This window comes from Rhodopirellula sp. MGV (assembly GCF_002251265.1).
In the GTDB taxonomy this organism is placed as follows: Bacteria; Planctomycetota; Planctomycetia; order Pirellulales; family Pirellulaceae; genus Stieleria; species Stieleria baltica_A.
In genome coordinates, this window is the sequence record NZ_NPDI01000004.1 from 1 (window position 1) to 17,327 (window position 17,327).

General features: G+C 54.4%; 8 protein-coding genes and 2 rRNA genes. 4 read left to right on the plus strand and 6 right to left on the minus strand.

Annotation, left to right across the window (positions count from 1 at the left end; genetic code table 11):
- Window positions 1-419 precede the first annotated feature (419 nt).
- Together CGZ80_RS02080 and rrf are read left to right on the plus strand one after the other, a co-directional pair.
- Window positions 420-3,268 (plus strand): 23S ribosomal RNA (locus tag CGZ80_RS02080).
- A 114-nt stretch (window positions 3,269-3,382) separates the two neighbouring features.
- Window positions 3,383-3,491 (plus strand): 5S ribosomal RNA (gene rrf, locus CGZ80_RS02085).
- A 570-nt stretch (window positions 3,492-4,061) separates the two neighbouring features.
- Here rrf and CGZ80_RS02090 read toward each other — a convergent pair.
- Window positions 4,062-4,484, minus strand: a complete 423-nt coding sequence (locus CGZ80_RS02090) for a DUF2784 domain-containing protein (RefSeq protein WP_094411123.1) — start codon at window positions 4,482-4,484, stop codon at window positions 4,062-4,064.
- Window positions 4,485-4,818: 334 nt separating this feature from the next.
- Here CGZ80_RS02090 and CGZ80_RS02095 point away from each other — a divergent pair, with 334 nt between their 5' ends.
- A complete protein-coding gene (locus tag CGZ80_RS02095; RefSeq protein ID WP_094411124.1) occupies window positions 4,819-6,654 on the plus strand; it encodes an ATP-binding protein in 1,836 nt (611 codons plus the stop codon).
- Window positions 6,651-7,700, plus strand: a complete 1,050-nt coding sequence (locus CGZ80_RS02100; RefSeq protein ID WP_094411125.1) for a tetratricopeptide repeat protein — start codon at window positions 6,651-6,653, stop codon at window positions 7,698-7,700. Before CGZ80_RS02095 ends, CGZ80_RS02100 begins: the two co-directional genes overlap by 4 nt.
- A 26-nt stretch (window positions 7,701-7,726) precedes the next feature.
- On the opposite strand, the gene CGZ80_RS02105 is transcribed toward CGZ80_RS02100, so the two are convergent.
- The 5 genes from CGZ80_RS02105 to CGZ80_RS02125 form a co-directional block, all read right to left on the minus strand.
- Window positions 7,727-9,091, minus strand: a complete 1,365-nt coding sequence (locus tag CGZ80_RS02105) for a DUF1501 domain-containing protein (protein WP_094411126.1) — start codon at window positions 9,089-9,091, stop codon at window positions 7,727-7,729.
- A gap of 4 nt (window positions 9,092-9,095) precedes the next feature.
- Window positions 9,096-11,606: a PSD1 and planctomycete cytochrome C domain-containing protein gene (locus tag CGZ80_RS02110; RefSeq protein ID WP_094411127.1), complete on the minus strand. Its 2,511-nt coding sequence runs from the start codon at window positions 11,604-11,606 to the stop codon at window positions 9,096-9,098.
- Between the two features lie 5 nt (window positions 11,607-11,611).
- Window positions 11,612-13,018, minus strand: coding sequence for a DUF1501 domain-containing protein (locus CGZ80_RS02115; protein WP_094411128.1), 1,407 nt, complete (start codon window positions 13,016-13,018; stop codon window positions 11,612-11,614).
- A complete protein-coding gene (locus CGZ80_RS02120) occupies window positions 13,015-16,035 on the minus strand; it encodes a PSD1 and planctomycete cytochrome C domain-containing protein (RefSeq protein ID WP_094411129.1) in 3,021 nt (1,006 codons plus the stop codon). The genes CGZ80_RS02115 and CGZ80_RS02120 overlap by 4 nt, the downstream gene beginning before the upstream one ends.
- Window positions 16,036-16,136: 101 nt before the next feature.
- Window positions 16,137-17,129, minus strand: a complete 993-nt coding sequence (locus tag CGZ80_RS02125; protein ID WP_094411130.1) for a lysylphosphatidylglycerol synthase domain-containing protein — start codon at window positions 17,127-17,129, stop codon at window positions 16,137-16,139.
- Window positions 17,130-17,327: the final 198 nt, after the last annotated feature.

Below are 17,327 nucleotides of genomic sequence, written 5' to 3' on the forward strand. Positions count from 1 at the left end.
CTCGGCTGCGGATAAGCAGCGTCTTCCGAGACGTGCCTGAAAGGGCGAACGCCGGAACATTGATATTTGACAATTTGGTTGTTTGGTAATTGGCATCAGTAATCTGCCAAGCGGTTTTAACGAACCACTTGGCGACTACAAAGTTCTTTTGGAATTAGCGTTGCCAGCGACTGACTCGCGAAAGCGACCAGCACGTTGGCTAATTTAGAATTAGAGCGAAATCTGACAGGATTCTGTGCGAAAAGCTGAATAGTGATGCGAGCGAAGTTACTTCGGTAGCTTAGCAAGCAAAGCTTATCCAGCCATGTGATATCGTTGCGGTAGTTGAACTACCAGCGGTTTCTTCGGTGCTTTGGCCAGTGTGTTCTCTGCGGCTTGTTCGCGGATGACGTTACTTAGCTTGAGTTCGGGATATCGTTGGCCAATCTACCAAGGGCACATGGGGGATGCCTTGGCGTTAAGAGTGTGGGCGTGGAAGTCTGCGAAATGCCTGGGGGAGTTGACAAACAAGCGATGATCCCGGGATTCCCAATCCAACCTGGCGAACTGAAACATCTAAGTAACCAGAGGAAGAGAAAGAAAAATCGATTCCGTCAGTAGCGGCGAGCGAAATCGGAATAGCCCAAACCGGAAGGGTTTCCCTTCCGGGGTTGTAGGACTCCAATATCGGATTGTGTGTTGTTAGTGGAATGTGGCAGGAATGCCCAACCACAGAGGGTGACAGTCCCGTACACGAAAATAGACACACACCGTAGGAGCACCTGAGTAGGTCCAGTCACGTGAAACCTGGATTGAATCGACGGGGACCATCCCGTAAGGCTAAATACTCCTTAACGACCGATAGTAGACCAGTAGCGTGAGTGAATGGTGAGAAGAACCCCTGCAAGGGGAGGACAGTGAACCTGAAACCATGTGCCTACAAGCGGTCGGAGCCCGATTTGAACGGGTGACGGCGTGCCTTTTGCATAATGATCCGGCGAGTTGTGGTATGCGGCTTGGTTAAGTTCCTCCGGAACGTAGCCCAAGGGAAACCGAGTCTGAATAGGGCGAAATTGTCGTATGCTGCAGACGCGAAACCTGTGTGATCTACCCATGGGCAGGTTGAAGCGTGGGTTAAACTGCGTGGAGGACCGAACCCACTTAGGTTGAAAACTGAGGGGATGACCTGTGGGGAGGACTGAAAGTGTAATCAAACCAGGAGATAGCTCGTTCTCTCCGAAATATCTTGAGGGATAGCGTCGAGCCACTATTTACCGGGGGTAGAGAGACTGAATGGGATGGGGGCCCTTCCCGGGGTACCTCACTCAACCAAACTCCGAATACCGGTAAAATTATCTCGGCAGTCAGTCCCTGGGGGATAAGCTCCAGGGTCGAGAGGGAAACAACCCAGATCGCCTGCTAAGGTCCCTAAGGCATACTTAGTCACTAAGGAAGTTGAAGTGCCGTGACAGCTGGGATGTTGGCTTAGAAGCAGCCACCATTTAAAAAGTGCGTAACAGCTTACCAGTCGAGCATTTCTGCGCCGATAATGAACGGGAGTAAGTATGACACCGAAGCAGCGGGCTTGTGCTTGCACAAGCGGTAGGAGAGCGTCGATGATCAGATACAAGCCATACGGAAACGAGTGGTGTCGGGGTCATCGAGTGATTATGCCGGAATGAGTAACGATAAAACAGGTGAGAATCCTGTTCGCCGAAAGCCTAAGGTTTCCTGGGGAAGGTAATTCCGCCCAGGGTTAGCCGGTACCTTAGTCGAGGCCGAAAGGCGTAGACGATGGACAGAAGGTCAACATTCCTTCGCCGGTTGTGTATTCGATGCAGGGACGGCGTCCAGAAAGTGAGCGGTACGAATAGAAATGTCCGTAGCGAAGGCCGAGTTGGCGGGGATTAAATGACCTGCGTAATACAAGGCATAGCTCGAGAGCGTTTAAGTTCTCGAAGTCATTGGAAGGACGTCCAAGAAAAGCTGCTAGGTTAAGCAACTGACCGTACTAAAACTGACACAGGTAGGCGAGATGAGAATTCTAAGGCGCTCGGGAGAACGGTGGTTAAGGAACTCTGCAAAATGGCCCCGTAAGTTCGCGATAAGGGGCGCCTCCTTTGGTTCACGCTGAGGGAGGCCACAGAAAATCGGCTGTATCGACTGTTTATCAAAAACACAGGTCTCTGCTAACACGCAAGTGGATGTATAGAGACTGACGCCTGCCCGGTGCTGGTAGGTTAAGGAAGAGGGTTAGCCTAACGGCGAAGCTCGCGACCGAAGCCCCAGTAAACGGCGGCCCTAACTATGAGGGTCCTAAGGTAGCGAAGTTCCTTGTCGGGTAAGTTCCGACCTGCATGAAAGGCGTAACGAATTCAGCACTGTCTCAACCACCGACCCGGTGAAATTGTAGTCGTGGTGAAGATGCCACGTACCCGCGGTTAGACGGAAAGACCCCGTGAACCTTTACTGTAGGCTGATATTGGGTTGAGATATGTCTTGTGTAGGATAGCTGGGAGGCTTTGAGCTCGGCACGCCAGTGTCGAAGGAGCCGTTGTTGAAATACCAGCCTGGTCATATTTTAATTCTAACTTTGATCCTGTGAATCCAGGCAAAGGACAGTGTCAGTCGGGCAGTTTGACTGGGGCGGTCTCCTCCCAAAGAGTAACGGAGGAGTGCAATGGTACACTCAGCCTGGTCGGCAATCAGGCGTAGAGCGTAAAGGTAAAAGTGTGCTTGACTGCGAGACCCATAAGTCGAGCAGGAACGAAAGTTGGTCTTAGTGATCCGGTAATCCCGAATGGAAGGGTTATCGCTCATCAGATAAAAGGTACTCCGGGGATAACAGGCTTATCGCATCCGAGCGTCCACAGCGGCGATGCGGTTTGGCACCTCGATGTCGGCTCATCACATCCTGGGGGTGTAGAAGCTCCCAAGGGTTTGGCTGTTCGCCAATGAAAGTGGTACGTGAGCTGGGTTCAGACCGTCGTGAGACAGGTCGGTCCCTATCTGCCGTGGGCGTTCGAAACTTGAGAGGATTCAACTTTAGTACGAGAGGATTTAGTTGGACGAAGCTCTGGTGTACCAGTTGTCGCGCTAGCGGCACGGCTGGATAGCTAACTTCGGAAAGGATAAACGCTGAAAGCATCTAAGCGTGAAGCCCGCCTCAAGATTAGGTTTCGTTAGCAACAGCGAAAGTCCCCAGGAAGACGACCTGGTTGATAGGCCGGATGTGTAAGCACGGTAACGTGTTCAGCTAACCGGTACTAACGGACGAAGGGTTGGCCATCGATATCCCGCACTCATGATCCTGTCATGACTCCGATTCGATCGCTAGTCCCGTAAGGACTGCCATTACCAAACAACCGGCGGCATGCTGGGCGAAATATCTCTCATGCCGTCTTTTGGCGACCATATCGGAAAGGTCCCACCTGTTCCCATCCCGAACACAGCAGTTAAGCTTTCCGAGCCGATGATAGTGCCCACCAGCGTGAAAGTAGGTCTCGCCATTTTTTTAAAAGCCCTTTGGTTCTTCGAACCAAAAGGGCTTTTTTATGCGCTGAATGTAGTGGGAATTGACGCAAGCAGGCGGGGTGCGGACCGCGGATCGCCTCAAGGCTAGACTCCAGCGCGCATCCGATTAGCCGTTACGCGCTAGCGTCGGTTTCGTGCCGGTTCTCCGCTCGGATTCGGCTAGCGGCGTCGATCTGGCAAAGGCCTCGAAGGAGACGGGGGTCCGTGTGGTTTTGTGAAACGTGTAGTTGTCGCTCGCGATGTCTCTCAATGGTCTCAGAGCCTCGGGGAACCGGGAACCGGGAATCGCCTAAAGGCTAGACTCCAGCGCGCATCCGGTTAGCCGTTACGCGCTAGCGTCGGTTTCGTCCCGGCTTTCCGCTCGGATTCGATAAGCGGCGTGACCGCGCTAAGGACTCGAAGGAGACGGGAGTCCGTGTGGTTTTGTGAAACGTGTAGTCGTCGCTCGCGATGTCTCTCAGTGGTCTCAGAGCCTCGGGGAACCGAGAATCCCCTAAAGGCGAGACACCAGCGATTGGAGACTAGCCTTCAGGCGATTTTCAGTTGTCTCATGTTGCTTTGCCATACGGCTCAGCATCAGACGCAACCGCCCAATTCGGACGCACGACAAAGAAGCTGGCGAGAACAGCCAATCCGAAAGTCGTGTAGAGCACTGTGAACACCCAAGGCTCAGGATCGAAGAACATCGCCTCATGCAACCAGGTGGCGATAAAATCGCCCCGGTAGGTCGCGTTTCCAGATTGGGCACGGAGGTAGTTTTCGAGCAGGGTCAACGGACACGTGACACCAGCCCATGCTTCGACGACAACAATTCCAATCATCGCGAGGTGCAGCCCACGGAACCATCGATTGCGAACCCACCTCCAACCAGCTGCGCCGCCGATGAGTGTTACCGGTAGAGCGAACACCACGAATGCGACGTAGGCAAAGTGAATTGCCACCGTCAGATCTGCAAAATAGCGAGCTTGCATCTGCAATTACCCACGCATTGGTGAAAACGACTGGGATCTCTATCCAATGCTCAATAAGACGAATCAGGTGGCGTGACGGATTTCATGTTTCCGGAACATCCGTGAGGTCAAACCATCATGTCGTCGTTGATCAGACAGTTTGCTCGGCGATTTGTGCGGTTTGCCGCTGTGTTGGTGAATCCGAAGGAACCCGAAGAATCTGAAGAACTAATATTTGACGTTGACGGTAAACCTATTCGGGGGCTGATTGCTCCTCCTTCGATTGCGGTGAACTATCGGGGGCCCATCCTTCGGTCGTTTGAGTGGTTTTTGAAACCCCGCAAGGATTGGAGTCATGTCATCACATTCGTCGTCCGCAAAATTCGATTTGCACCTTCCTGGCTTGCTAAAGGTTCTGGCCGAACATCTCTATTCCGACCGGCGTGTTGGGTTGCGCGAGCTGCTACAAAATGCGCATGACTCCTGCAGCAGACGACGGATCGAAGCGGCCGATGGGTTCTCGGCAAGAATTCAGATCTCTGTAGATCGCGAAGCCGGCGACTTGATCGTCGAAGACAACGGCTGTGGTTTAACCGGAGACGAAATCGTCAGCTATCTGGCCACGATTGGACGTGGCTACACACGTCAGTTGCGAGAGGAATCGGCGCTCACCGATCCTGAGAGCTATCGGGAACTGATCGGACAATTCGGGCTCGGATTTTTGAGCGCCTTTCTGATCGCCTCGGAAGTTGAAGTCCACACACTGTCGTTTCAGCGTGGCAGCGAGCCCATGCTCTGGCGAAGCACTGGGGACGAGACGTACGAATTGTCCCCGGGAAGCCGAAACAAAATCGGCACCACGATCCGATTGAAGTGCAAACCCTCGATGCGTTTTCTGCTGTGCGAGGACGCGTTGGTAGACCTTGTCCAGATGTACTGTGACTTGCTGCCAGTACCGATTTATGTCGGTCATCGCCGCTATCCGATCAACCGGCAACACGCACCTTGGGATGAAGACGACTTTGATTTGGCGTGGCAGGATTTCGTCGAATCACATCCCAGGTCAGCGGATGCGCTTTGGAAATTCCAGCTTGATGATTGGCAGATCGACCTCGGGCACGACACGGTTCAAATCCCACTTTCCGGCGTGATCTATGTTCCGTCGCGTTCCACGGTCTCGCTGAACGAGTTTGGCGATGCAACGGTTTTTATTCGCAAAATGTTTATCACGGATAGCAACCGCTCACTTCTTCCAAGCTGGGCTCGTTTTGTTCGCGCCTACATTGAATCGCCAATGCTGCAGCCAACGGCTTCACGCGAAGACATTCATGAAGATGAGAACTTCGAGTTGGTACGTGAAGCAATCGAACAGCAGTTGCTGCACCAAATCGCAACACTTTGCCGCGAGGACATTCGGCGCTGGAACCTGATCGTTGACTGCCACACCGATTTGATCATGGGCTGGGCGGCGACCTGCGACGAGTTTTTCGATCAAATCGCTGACTGTATTCAGCTGCGTACCACGCGTGGGATGATGACGGTTGGCCAATACCGCGCTGAATGTCCCGGCGACAAAATTTACTACGAAACGACTCGGTCACCGAGTTTCTTTGAGCAGGTCTTGCTCGAAGGTCAATCGAAACCCGTTATCGATGCGACTTGGTTTGGCGTCTTGCCATTTTTACAAGAATATGCCCGACGAGATCGATCGGTTCGGCTGGTCCGTACGGATTCCGATTTGCAGTCGCTAATGCATGATGTACCGACGGACTATTTTGACAACCTTGTCGACGCATTCAAACAGGTCTGTCCGCGAACGAAGATCGCAGACTTTCAACCGAACGCGATACCGGCAGTCTTTTTGTATAGCGAGCACGCCGAATTCATTGCCGAGTCGGAAGAAGCGCTGGCCAAAGATCAATTGTTCCCCGGCATCGCAGACGCAATTTCCAGCATCGTCGACGACTTGACGGATTCTGGCGAATCTTCAGAAGGCGTCCTGACGCTGAACGCCAACAGCCCGTTGGTCAATCAATTGGCGATCGCGGCGAACGAAGGCACTCTCGAACGGGCCTGTTGCGAATTGGTTTGTGAAATGGCGAAGCTGTTTAGCGGACGGATGATGGATGCCAGAAAAATGATCCAGTCGTTTGACGTATTCAGTGGTGCCGTAATGGAGATCGTGAAATGAGTGTCTGGGACTGGTACCAACATCACGCCGAACGGCTGGAGGCGAACCCGGACGCAACCGCGACGGACTGGATGAAATTCGAACTCTTTGCGGAAGCCACCGAGGCGGAAGATCCTGAGGTCAAACTGATCTATTATCGCGAGTCCAAAGACGCCGCACTCGCTTGCGGCGACAAGGAATTCGCCCTTTGGTGTGACGCGTGGATCGGGATGGAAACCTGTTCTGCAGGCCTGTATGGGGAATCACTCCGTGGCCTCATGAAGGCTGCTGTAGAAGCACGCCATGCACGGTACAACGGTCTTCCCCAGCAAATCATGGTCAACGTATTGACCATCGATCGCATGGGTGACGTGGATCCGCACGGATACTTAGATGAAATCGAAAAGGGCGTCGAGTATCTCGATTCGATTTGCCAAGATGAACCGGAGCATGGTTGCGTTTACTGGTCCAATCTGGCGGCCGTGTACACCGAAGTTGGCATGTTCGAACAAGCCACCTTTGCCGTCGAGCGACTGCTACGCTGCGTCCAGCGACACTCGGGTTATGAATACTACAGCTCCGCTTGCATGCGGATGGCGGTGCTTCAAGCGAGTCTTGGCAAGTGGCATGCAGTTTTAGAGCTAGCAGAAGAAGGCCTAGTCAACCCGCCGAAACCTTCCGCACACGCAACACTATTGATTGGCAGAGCCCGCGCGCTGCTTCATCTCGGTGACCCTGAAGCGGCAGCGACATCGTTCCGGGAATCTCGCAACCCGCTTTCCAGTTGCGAGCCATCTTCGCTGAACTATGACTTCGCCGCGGCCTACCGCGAAGAATCGGGAGACTTGCACGAGGCGATCCGCGTTCGCGAAAACCAATTCCGCGACACGGAAGGAAAAGGGAGACACTGGGAACGAGCCAAGAGTGGACTTGAGCTGACGCGGCTGTATTCGCTTCAAGGCAACCAACAGGCGTCTGAACGCTGGGCCCAAAAAACACGTCGAGCGAGCAGCGAGTTACGCGAACCTGAGTTCGTCGCGGCAGCGCTCGAAAAGATCCGTCACTAAGACGTCCTAACCAATCGCCGTTTTCATCACGCGATCAGCTCTTTCAGCACGGTGCCATGCACATCGGTCAGACGAAAGTCCCGACCGGCATGACGAAACGTAAGCTTCTCGTGATCCAAACCCAATTGGTGGAGTATGGTCGCGTGCAAGTCATGCACCTCTACCGGATTCTCGACCGTGTACTTGCCGATCTCGTCGGTGACACCATGTACGTGTCCTCTTTTGAATCCGCCGCCGGCCAGCCAAACGCTGAAACAATCACGATGGTGGCCGCGACCGTTTTGCCCTTCCTTGGTCGGCGTTCTCCCAAATTCGGTCGCCCACAAAACAATGGTGTCGTTCAACATGCCACGTTGGCGTAGATCTTTAATCAATGCGGCAGTCGGTTGATCGACGTTCGCCGCCAAGTCTTTGTGTTCGTTCATTTCGCCATGGCTGTCCCAATTGGGACGCGATCCCGTATCGATCAGCTCAATGAACCGGACGCCGCGTTCGACCAACCGACGCGCGACTAAACACTGCCAAGCAAAGTCCGCGCCAGGCCCCTTCGTCTTACGATCCAGCCCATATAGCGTGCGGATATGTTCCGGCTCACTATCGACGTCGAACGCTTCGGGAGCGGCAACTTGCATTTGGAACGCTGTCTCGAACGACTTCATGCGTGCTGCCAATGCACTGTCAGAAGTTCTCGCTGCAAAGTGTTGCTGATTCAATTGACGAGCGAAATCAATTTCCAATGATTGCAGCGTTCCCGTTTGATTGGGTGGCACGAGATTCGCGATCGGATTTTCGCCCGGAATCATACGTGTTCCCTGATGGAACGCCGGTAGAAAATCGCTGGCATATACTTGTGTCCCGCCGTATGGCAAGTGAGGCGCCATGACGATGAAACTTGGCAAGTTCTGATTTTCGCTGCCCAACCCATAGCTAACCCATGATCCCATGCTGGGCCGGGCGAAGGTCGGCGATCCGGTGTGCATTCCAAGCGTCGCTTCGCTGTGATCGAAATGCGAAGCCTTCATCGATCGGATTAGGCAAATCTCATCCATCACGTCACGGACGTGTGGAAAAATATCGCTGACCATCGTTCCGCAGCTCTTGTTAGGAGATGCACCAAACAAGCTGCCCATCAAGCGGTCTTTTCCGCTTCCGTCACGCCCGTTGCTCGTCGACTTTGGATCAAACGTATCGATGTGTGATACACCGCCGGTCGCGTAGATCATGATCACGTTCTTGGCAGCGGCCGGGAAATGAGTTGACCGTGGCGCCAAGGGATTGCCAGTATCGATCGAATCTTCGGCAAGCAGTTGGCTGACGATCCCGGGCATCAACAACGAACCGCCCATCATCGATCGCATCAAGGTACGACGCGAACTCTGAAACTTTATCATCGGATCAATCCAAGTATAGGAATTCGTTGAGTCGGAACATTCCGCGTGCCGCACTGGCCCAAGCTTGTTTTTGCACGTCAACCGAAGCCGACTCTTCGACTTGACCTGTTAATTGCTGACAAGCCTGACCGACATGCGAGAGAATCAAATTGGATTCAGCATCCGTTGGCTTCCGCCCCAAAACCAGACGAAACAACTCGGCTGCTCGTGATTGGGGACTGGTCTGGGACTTGAGCAAGATTTCCGCAACACCAAACGATTGTTGATGCACAAAGTCATCATTCAAGAAATACAAAGCTTGCAATGATGTCACCGACTGGTCGCGTTCTGCAGTACAAACATTGGGGTCGGCACCGTCAAAGGTTTGCAAATAAGTCTCCGCCGTCAAACGCTTTGTCATTTGATAGACGCTCCGTTTGTTATTGGGATAGGAGCCTTTAAATGGGTGATGCTGGGTGAACGTCCAATCGGTTTTCTTGGGGAACGGATATGGCTCTGTTTGCGGGGTCCGATCAAGTTCTCCCGAAAACAGCAGCAACGAATCACGTAGCGATTCGGCGTCCAATCGTTGTCGATTAAATCGCCATAGCCAGTGATTGTTCGGGTCGATTGCTTCGTTATCGGTGTCGCCAAAACTGCTTAACCGATAGGTCCGACTGGTCATCAGCATGCGATGCAATTGCTTGAGCGAATAGCCGCCAGCGATGAATTCGTTCGCCACATAATCCAGCAGTTCTGGATGCGTTGGCGTATCACCTCGGATACCAAAATCACTCGTTGAAGGGACAATCCCCGTTCCAAAATGCTTTTGCCAAACGCGATTGACGATCACGCGGGCGAATAACGGATTGTCTGGTGCTGTGATCCAATCGGCCAGTTCCAACCGGCCGCTGGATCGCTCTGAGATTTTCGAAGTCAACGTTTGCCCGCCGAGCACGTCTGGAAAACCGCGTTGAACGATTCCGCCGGGTCGCGTCGGTTCGCCTTTGATCTGAATGGCGGCATTCGTCGGTGTCGCTTCCGAGACGGCATAGGCAGTCGGATAATCAGGAATCTGCTTGAGGTGCCCGGCGAGCTTTTCGCCAGCCCGGCGTGCGTCGATCAACATCCCATCAAGATGATCCTGCATTTGTCGCTTTTCGTCGAGCGAACACTGCTTTTCACGCTCGGCGTTCTCGAGCGCTTGCTCGCGGCACCGCTGCAATTTTTCATTGAGCTCGGCTGTCAGCTTATCCGTTTTCTGCTGATGCTTGGCCAAGTGCGATTCCGTCTCAGCCGGATCAATCAGACTGACAAAGTTCTGCTGAGCTTGAAATAGTTCTAACCCAGGAAACGGATACTGTGTGCTGGCAAAGAAACCGTACAAGCCGTAGTACTCACGGGTCGAAACGGGATCAAACTTGTGGTCGTGACAACGTGCACAAGCAAGCGTCATCCCCAACATCGTACGTCCGACATTGTCGATCGTATCTTCGATCGTCAAATGCCACGGATAACGCTCGACCAAGGATCCGAAACGCCGAGCCATCGCCAAGTAACCGGTCGCGATCGTTTGTCGGTTTCGTTGTTCCAGCGATTCTGCGGGCAACAGGTCGCCCGCGATCTGTTCGGTAACAAAACGATCGTAAGGGACATCTTGATTGAGCGAATCGATGATGTAATTGCGGTACAAGTATGCTTGCGGAATGGGATAGTCTGAGTTATCACCGGCCGTATCGGCATAGCGTACCCAGTCCATCCAATGACGCCCCCAGCGCTCACCATAGGCGGAAGTCGCCAACAAGCGATCAACTAATTCCTTAACCGCCGTCTCCATCCCCGTCTGTTCGCAACGTTCGACGAAAACGTCGACCTCCTCCGGCGAAGGCGGCAATCCGGTCAAGTCATACGTCGCGCGACGAATGAAAGTGATCGGTGAGGCATCGCTGGCAACGTCAACTCCGGCGAGTTGCCGGCGGGCCGCAACCAAGCGATCTATATCAGTCTTGGCCCATCCGGTCGGATCATTGGGAATATCAATCGTTTGACGAGGTCGAAACGCCCAGTGATTCGCAGCCTGATCAATGCCATCGGAATGGTTCGCATCAGGTGACTCGGTGGACCACTGGGCGCCACGATCGATCCAACGGCGGATCAATTCGAGCTGTTTGTCCGACAAGCGTTCGCCGTCGGGAGGCATCAATTCGTCTTCGCTCGTGGTACTGATACGTGACCACAATTCACTCGCTTCGCTATCCCCGGGAACGATGGTCGGCTCGCCCGAATCGGTTTCCAACTCAACCGGAGACGGTCCGTCCAAACGTAACCCGCCGTTGCGGTCGTCGGCTGAATGACATTCCACACAATGATCTTGAAAGATCGGTGCGATATCGCGATCGAAGTCGACGGGTTCAGACGCGGTGCCGACCGCGGAGGTCTGCACGAACATCCATGCATACAAAAAACAACGTACGACTAGTAAACAGCGTGTCCCTTGCAAAACAGCCATATCGGCGCGTCGTTCGATGCGATGCATAGACGTTATCCCACTAATTTCTTCACAACATGCCCATGGACATCGGTCAAACGAAACGCGCGACCGGCATAGGTAAATGTTAAACGCTCGTGATTGATTCCCAACTGATGCAAAATGGTGGCTTGGATATCGTGAACATGGACGGGGTCTTCCACCGGATGGAAACCCAGTTCATCGGTTTGTCCGATCGTTTGCCCCGGTCGAATCCCGCCACCTGCCATCCACATCGTGTAGGCCTGTGGGTGGTGGTCACGTCCGAGCGTTCGCCCGAGTGCTGCGCTGGCTTCGACCATCGGCGTCCGTCCGAACTCACCACCCCAAACTACCAGTGTATCGTCTAGCATCCCGAGACGTTTGAGATCTTTCAACAGTGCCGCGCACCCCTGGTCAGTTTGTTTGCATTGCCCACGCAATCCGCCTTCGACATTACTGTGATGATCCCAACCGGCGTGGTAAAGCTGAACAAACCGTACACCACGTTGGACCAGTCGCCGCGCCAATAAACAATTCTTTGAAAATGATCCGGCATCGTCGCGTGCCATGCCATACATCGCCAAGGTGTCATCCGATTCATCCGAAAAATCCATCAACTCCGGCGCTCGCGATTGCATCCGGTAGGCCATCTCGTAGGACTCGATTCTTGACGCGATGTCGTCGATGCCAACGGTATCGAGCCGTTTGCGGTTCAACTTGGCCAGCAGGTCAAGTGTTGCGCGTTGCGACGGTTCACTGATGCCCTCTGGCGTGGCGACATGAAGAATCGGATCGCCGCTGGCACGAAACGGAACGCCTTGATATTCGCCAGGCAAGAAACCGTTGCCCCACATCGCGGCACCGCCCGACAAACTGTCACCGCTTTTTAGCACCACAAATCCGGGCAGATCATCGGCCTCGCTGCCAAGCCCGTAAGTCAACCAAGATCCCATCGCTGGACGTCCGGGCAAACCGCTGCCCGTATTAACAAAGATCTGCGCCGGGGCGTGATTGAACTGGTCAGTGTGGACACTGCGGATGAACGCGATGTCATCCACCACACCTGCCAAATGCGGCATCACCTCAGAAACCTGCGCCCCGGATTCACCGTGCTGTGCGAATTTGAAGCGGGGTGACAAGACAGCAGCATCAGGCTGAATAAACGCGTATCGCTGACCAGCGATCACCGACGGCGGAATCGGTTTGCCTTCCAGTTCGACGAGCTTGGGTTTGTAGTCGAACAGATCCAATTGGCTGGGTGCCCCGGCCATAAATAAATAGATGACTCGCTTTGCCTTGGCCGGATGATGCAAGCCGCTCAGGGGCTCGCCGGCGGCAAGATCCGAGGCCAGCATCGATGCCAGTGAAATCTTGCCCAGGCCAACGCCACACTGCTGAAACAGTTGTCGACGGGTGATCTGTTTTAATGCATGGCTCATGGCGTTGTAATTGCCTCGTCAAGATTCATCAAAGTGCGTGCAACCAACATCCACGGCTGCGGATGCTCGGACTGTGAGTGGTAAAACTGCAAAATGGCGTCGGCTTCGCTAGCGTCCGGATGACGTGAAAGCACACGCCGGAACATCCGCTGAACGATCGCCTGTGGTTTTGCACCATCGCCGCAGTCTCGCAACGTTTGTTCGGCAAGCGCAGATGCAATTTCAAGGTACATCGCGTCGTTCAACAACGTTAACGCTTGCAGTGGCGTCGTGCTGCGGTCGCGTTTGGCGATACAGACTTCGCCCGACGGCGCATCGAACGTCGCATAGGCAGCAAACGGCGCGGTCCGTTTGCTGAACGTGTACAACGAACGCCGATAACGGTCGGCCCCATCGGATGCTTGCCAAGCAGGATTTCCATAGGCGATTTGCGTCACCGCCGATGGCTGTGGCGGCCGAACACTGGGTCCGCCAATTTCATCGGACAGCAATCCGGCGGCCGACAGGAACGCGTCACGAATTCGTTCCGCGTCATAACGTCGATAGGGAAACGACGATAACAATCGGTTACTAGGATCCGTCTCCGGTGGCGGGGCGATCGCCTGGCGATAGGTAGCCGACAAAACGATTTCGCGATGAAGGCGTTTAATCGACCACTGCCATCCGTTCGGTGACTGATCACGAAGACGCTGGTCCAAGTAATCGATCAGTTCTGGATGTGTGGGCGTTTCGCTTTGAGTCCCAAAGTCGCCCGAGGTTTTTACGATGCCGGTGCCGAAGAACTCACGCCAAGCTCGATTCGCTGTGACACGGCCAACCAAAGGATTGCTACGACTAACCAGCCACTCTGCCATTTCCAACCGGTCCGCTGGCATCGGGTCATCTGGGTTCGCCAAGAACTCCGGCACTGCGGGCTCGACCGTTTCCTTGCCTTGCAGGTATTCGCCACGATGGTGACGCTGTGTGTCTCTTGGATTACTTTCCGGGCGTTCCTTCATCACCAATGTACGAACACTTACCGGGATCGCTCGTCGCATGTCCTCGATCAGCTTTCGCTGCGACGCCAGCGACGGTTCGGTGCGAAAATATTCTTTCGCCAAATCGAATGAGACATCAGCAGGCCATTGATCGAGATCAAACGATTGATCGCCGTGGTCACGACGCGTCGTTGTCAATCGTTGTTGCAATTCGACCGTAATGTCCGATGCGATCGGGTTCGGGTCGGTTGTCACAGAAAGACGAAACTTGCCTAGCCCGGCAACGTAGTGTCGTTCAAACAACAACTCGACCGTCCAGGGTTGATCCAAAGTCGTTGGCTTGGCAAAGGGGATCACCAAACGATGGGATTGACCGCTGCCGCCAGGGATCGACCAACCGGTTGAGCCATCGTTGTCGAAGACGTTGCCCGGATAGGTTTTGCCATTTCCGGCTGCCGCACCAGGTACCGACGTTGTACCGACGGCCAACTCTAATGCCTCGCCATTGATTGCGACGTCGACTTCACTGAGAAAGAAATCGCCTCGCCGACCTTCGTAATACGCTAGTCCTGGTCCTTCGGCGGGAAGCGAAACGTCGGTCAGGGCTTCGATGCGGATTGCGGTCACTGCCCCCGCGTCGATCGCCGGCATCGTTAGCCTATAAACGTCACGCTTCGTCGCATCGCCGGATGCCAACACCGATCCGTCATCTTGCAACTGCAACAACGGCATCGTGGAATTCATTTGGGTTGGCACCACGATGTTCCAGTTCGCGATCGATCCCAAACGTGCCTTGGCCCAGTCGACGAAGCCTGCGACCGCATCGTTGTCTTTGGTCGTTTCGAAGAACAACTTGCTGACGACTGAATGCTCCAATTCGTCCGACGCGGCTTGTAGGTGGTCCTGTTTGGAGATCGTCGCCACAGAATCGGCCGCCATTTCCGGTTCGTCAGCGTTATTCAATAGCGCCATCAACGCGTAGTAGTCCGTATGCGTGATCGGATCAAACTTGTGCGTGTGGCACTGCGCACAACCGGTGGTCAAACCAAGCCATACGGTTCCCGTCGTGGCGACGCGGTCGACGACGGCATGGAAGCGGTACTCCAGCGGATCGATGCCGCCTTCTTCGTTCAGCATGGTGTTGCGATGAAAGCCCGTCGCAACCCTTTGATCCGTTGTCGGGCTTTCCAACATGTCACCCGCAAGCTGCTCAATCGAAAACTGATCGTAGGGCAGGTCTTGATTGATCGCGTTGATAACCCAATCTCGATAAGGCCAAATGGTTCGCGGCCGATCTTTCTCGTAGCCATTGGTATCGCTGTACCGCGCCAAGTCCAACCAGCTTCTTGCGGCACGTTCACCATAACGTGATGAGGCGAGCAACTTGTCGACCAATCGTTCGTAGGCGTCAGGACGTTCGTCAACCAAGAACTGATCCACCTCCTCTACACTTGGCACGACACCCACTAAGTCCAAATAGACACGGCGAACGATCGCTGCCCGGTCTGCTTCGGCACTGGGGTGCAGACCTTGTTGTTCCAGCTTGGCCAACACGAAGCGATCAATCGGGTTCCGACACCAAGCTTGGTTTTCGACCGCTGGTATCGCAGGCATCTCTGCCGCGATAAAGGACCAATGTGGATTGTATTCGGCGCCGCCTTCAATCCAGCGTCGCAAGGTATCCACATCGGCCGGCTTCAGCGGTTCATGACGATCGGACGACGGCATTCGCAGATCTTCGTCATCACTTGTGACGCGAATCATCAGTTCGCTGTCATCAGGTGCACCTGGCATGATCGCTTGATAACCACCGAGGTCTTCTCGAGCCCCGGCTTCGGTATCAAGTCTTAGGCCTGCCGCCCGCGCGTCTTCATCGGGCCCGTGACAGGCGTAACAATGTTTGGCAAGGATCGGCCGAACGTCACGGTTAAAATCGATCGCTGGCGGTCCAGCGGCGGTTGATCGCACGCCGATCATGGCGTTCGTCAGACCGGCCAACAGCAACGCTGTCGCCAGATGACGAGGGAACGAAAAAATCATCGCGGCGGTGGGTAATAGGCGGGCGGGCGAGAGGCAGGCCGACAATGCTGGCGGGTCCCACCATCATACCCGAATCGACTTTGCGATTCCGCACGAATCCGCTATTCCGCTGGTGCTTCAGATTCGACGGGCTCACACTTCACTTCACCGGAGTTCGCGGCCTGTTTCGCCGCCAGTGCGCCACTGTGAATTTCGTGGCCGACCAAACAAGCCATCCCAGCCAACAGGGGTAGCCAGTAATACAGAATCCGAAAGATCAGTACCGACGCGAGCACCGAATCGCCCACCGACCCTTTTAGCAGCGCCAACAGAATCACTTCCAAAACGCCGAGTCCGCCCGGTACCTGCGTCATCATTGCGACCCCAATCGCGACAAGAAAGGCCGCCAAGACCTGCGCGAAGGGCACTGCGGAATCGCCCGGCAGTACCAGATAAAGTGCCGTCGCCGAGATCAGCAAGTCAGTCGCCGCAACGGAAGCTTGAACAAACATCAATCCCGGACGCGGCGGGCGAAGGTGCAGTTCACCGATCGGCCAAGGTTTTCGCCAGACGAAACAGACAGCCGAATACCCGAGCGCTAGCGACAACAGCATCCAGCCAAGTGTCTGAGTCCCGAACGGCAAATTCACGTCAGGCGGCAATTGCAACGGAACCCAAACGAGCACCATGCCGCCCAAGAACCACCAGCCGCTCCAGAACGTTAACCCCACGACCGAGATCAACGCCAGGATCTGGCCTGGCGATAACCCCCACTGCGAATAAAAGCGGAATCGAATCGGGGCACCGGCCAGCAGCGTCCCCAAGTTGTTACCGAGGGAAAACCCCGAGATCGACACCAACAAGACTCGCCGCAGTGGCAAACTTCGTGCGACATAGCGCAGCGCTAAGATGTCATAGGCCGTCAACATCACGTAGTTCAACGCCACCAAGAACGCCGCGATCACAATCTGACTCGCAGGTACGCCGGTGAAGCCACGTTTGAATTCTTCCCACGTGATCTGCCGAGCTTCATTGACCAGCAGTCGCAACGCCAACAAAAACAGTGCGGCTGCCAGAACCGGCCCAACGTATTTGCGAATTCGTTTCTTGACCAAGGCAGACGCCGGGGCGAGGGTGGAAAAACAGCTACAAATCGAACAAAGACGACGAACAGTGATGAATCGAACGCGGCCTATGTTAACGAGACCCGATAGGAACTGGGTAGTGCAGACATCCCTAGACGGCAAGCAGAATTGTTGGTGATTTACCGCGATTCGTCTGCGCCGTACAGTGTGGCATCGACGACTCCTTTC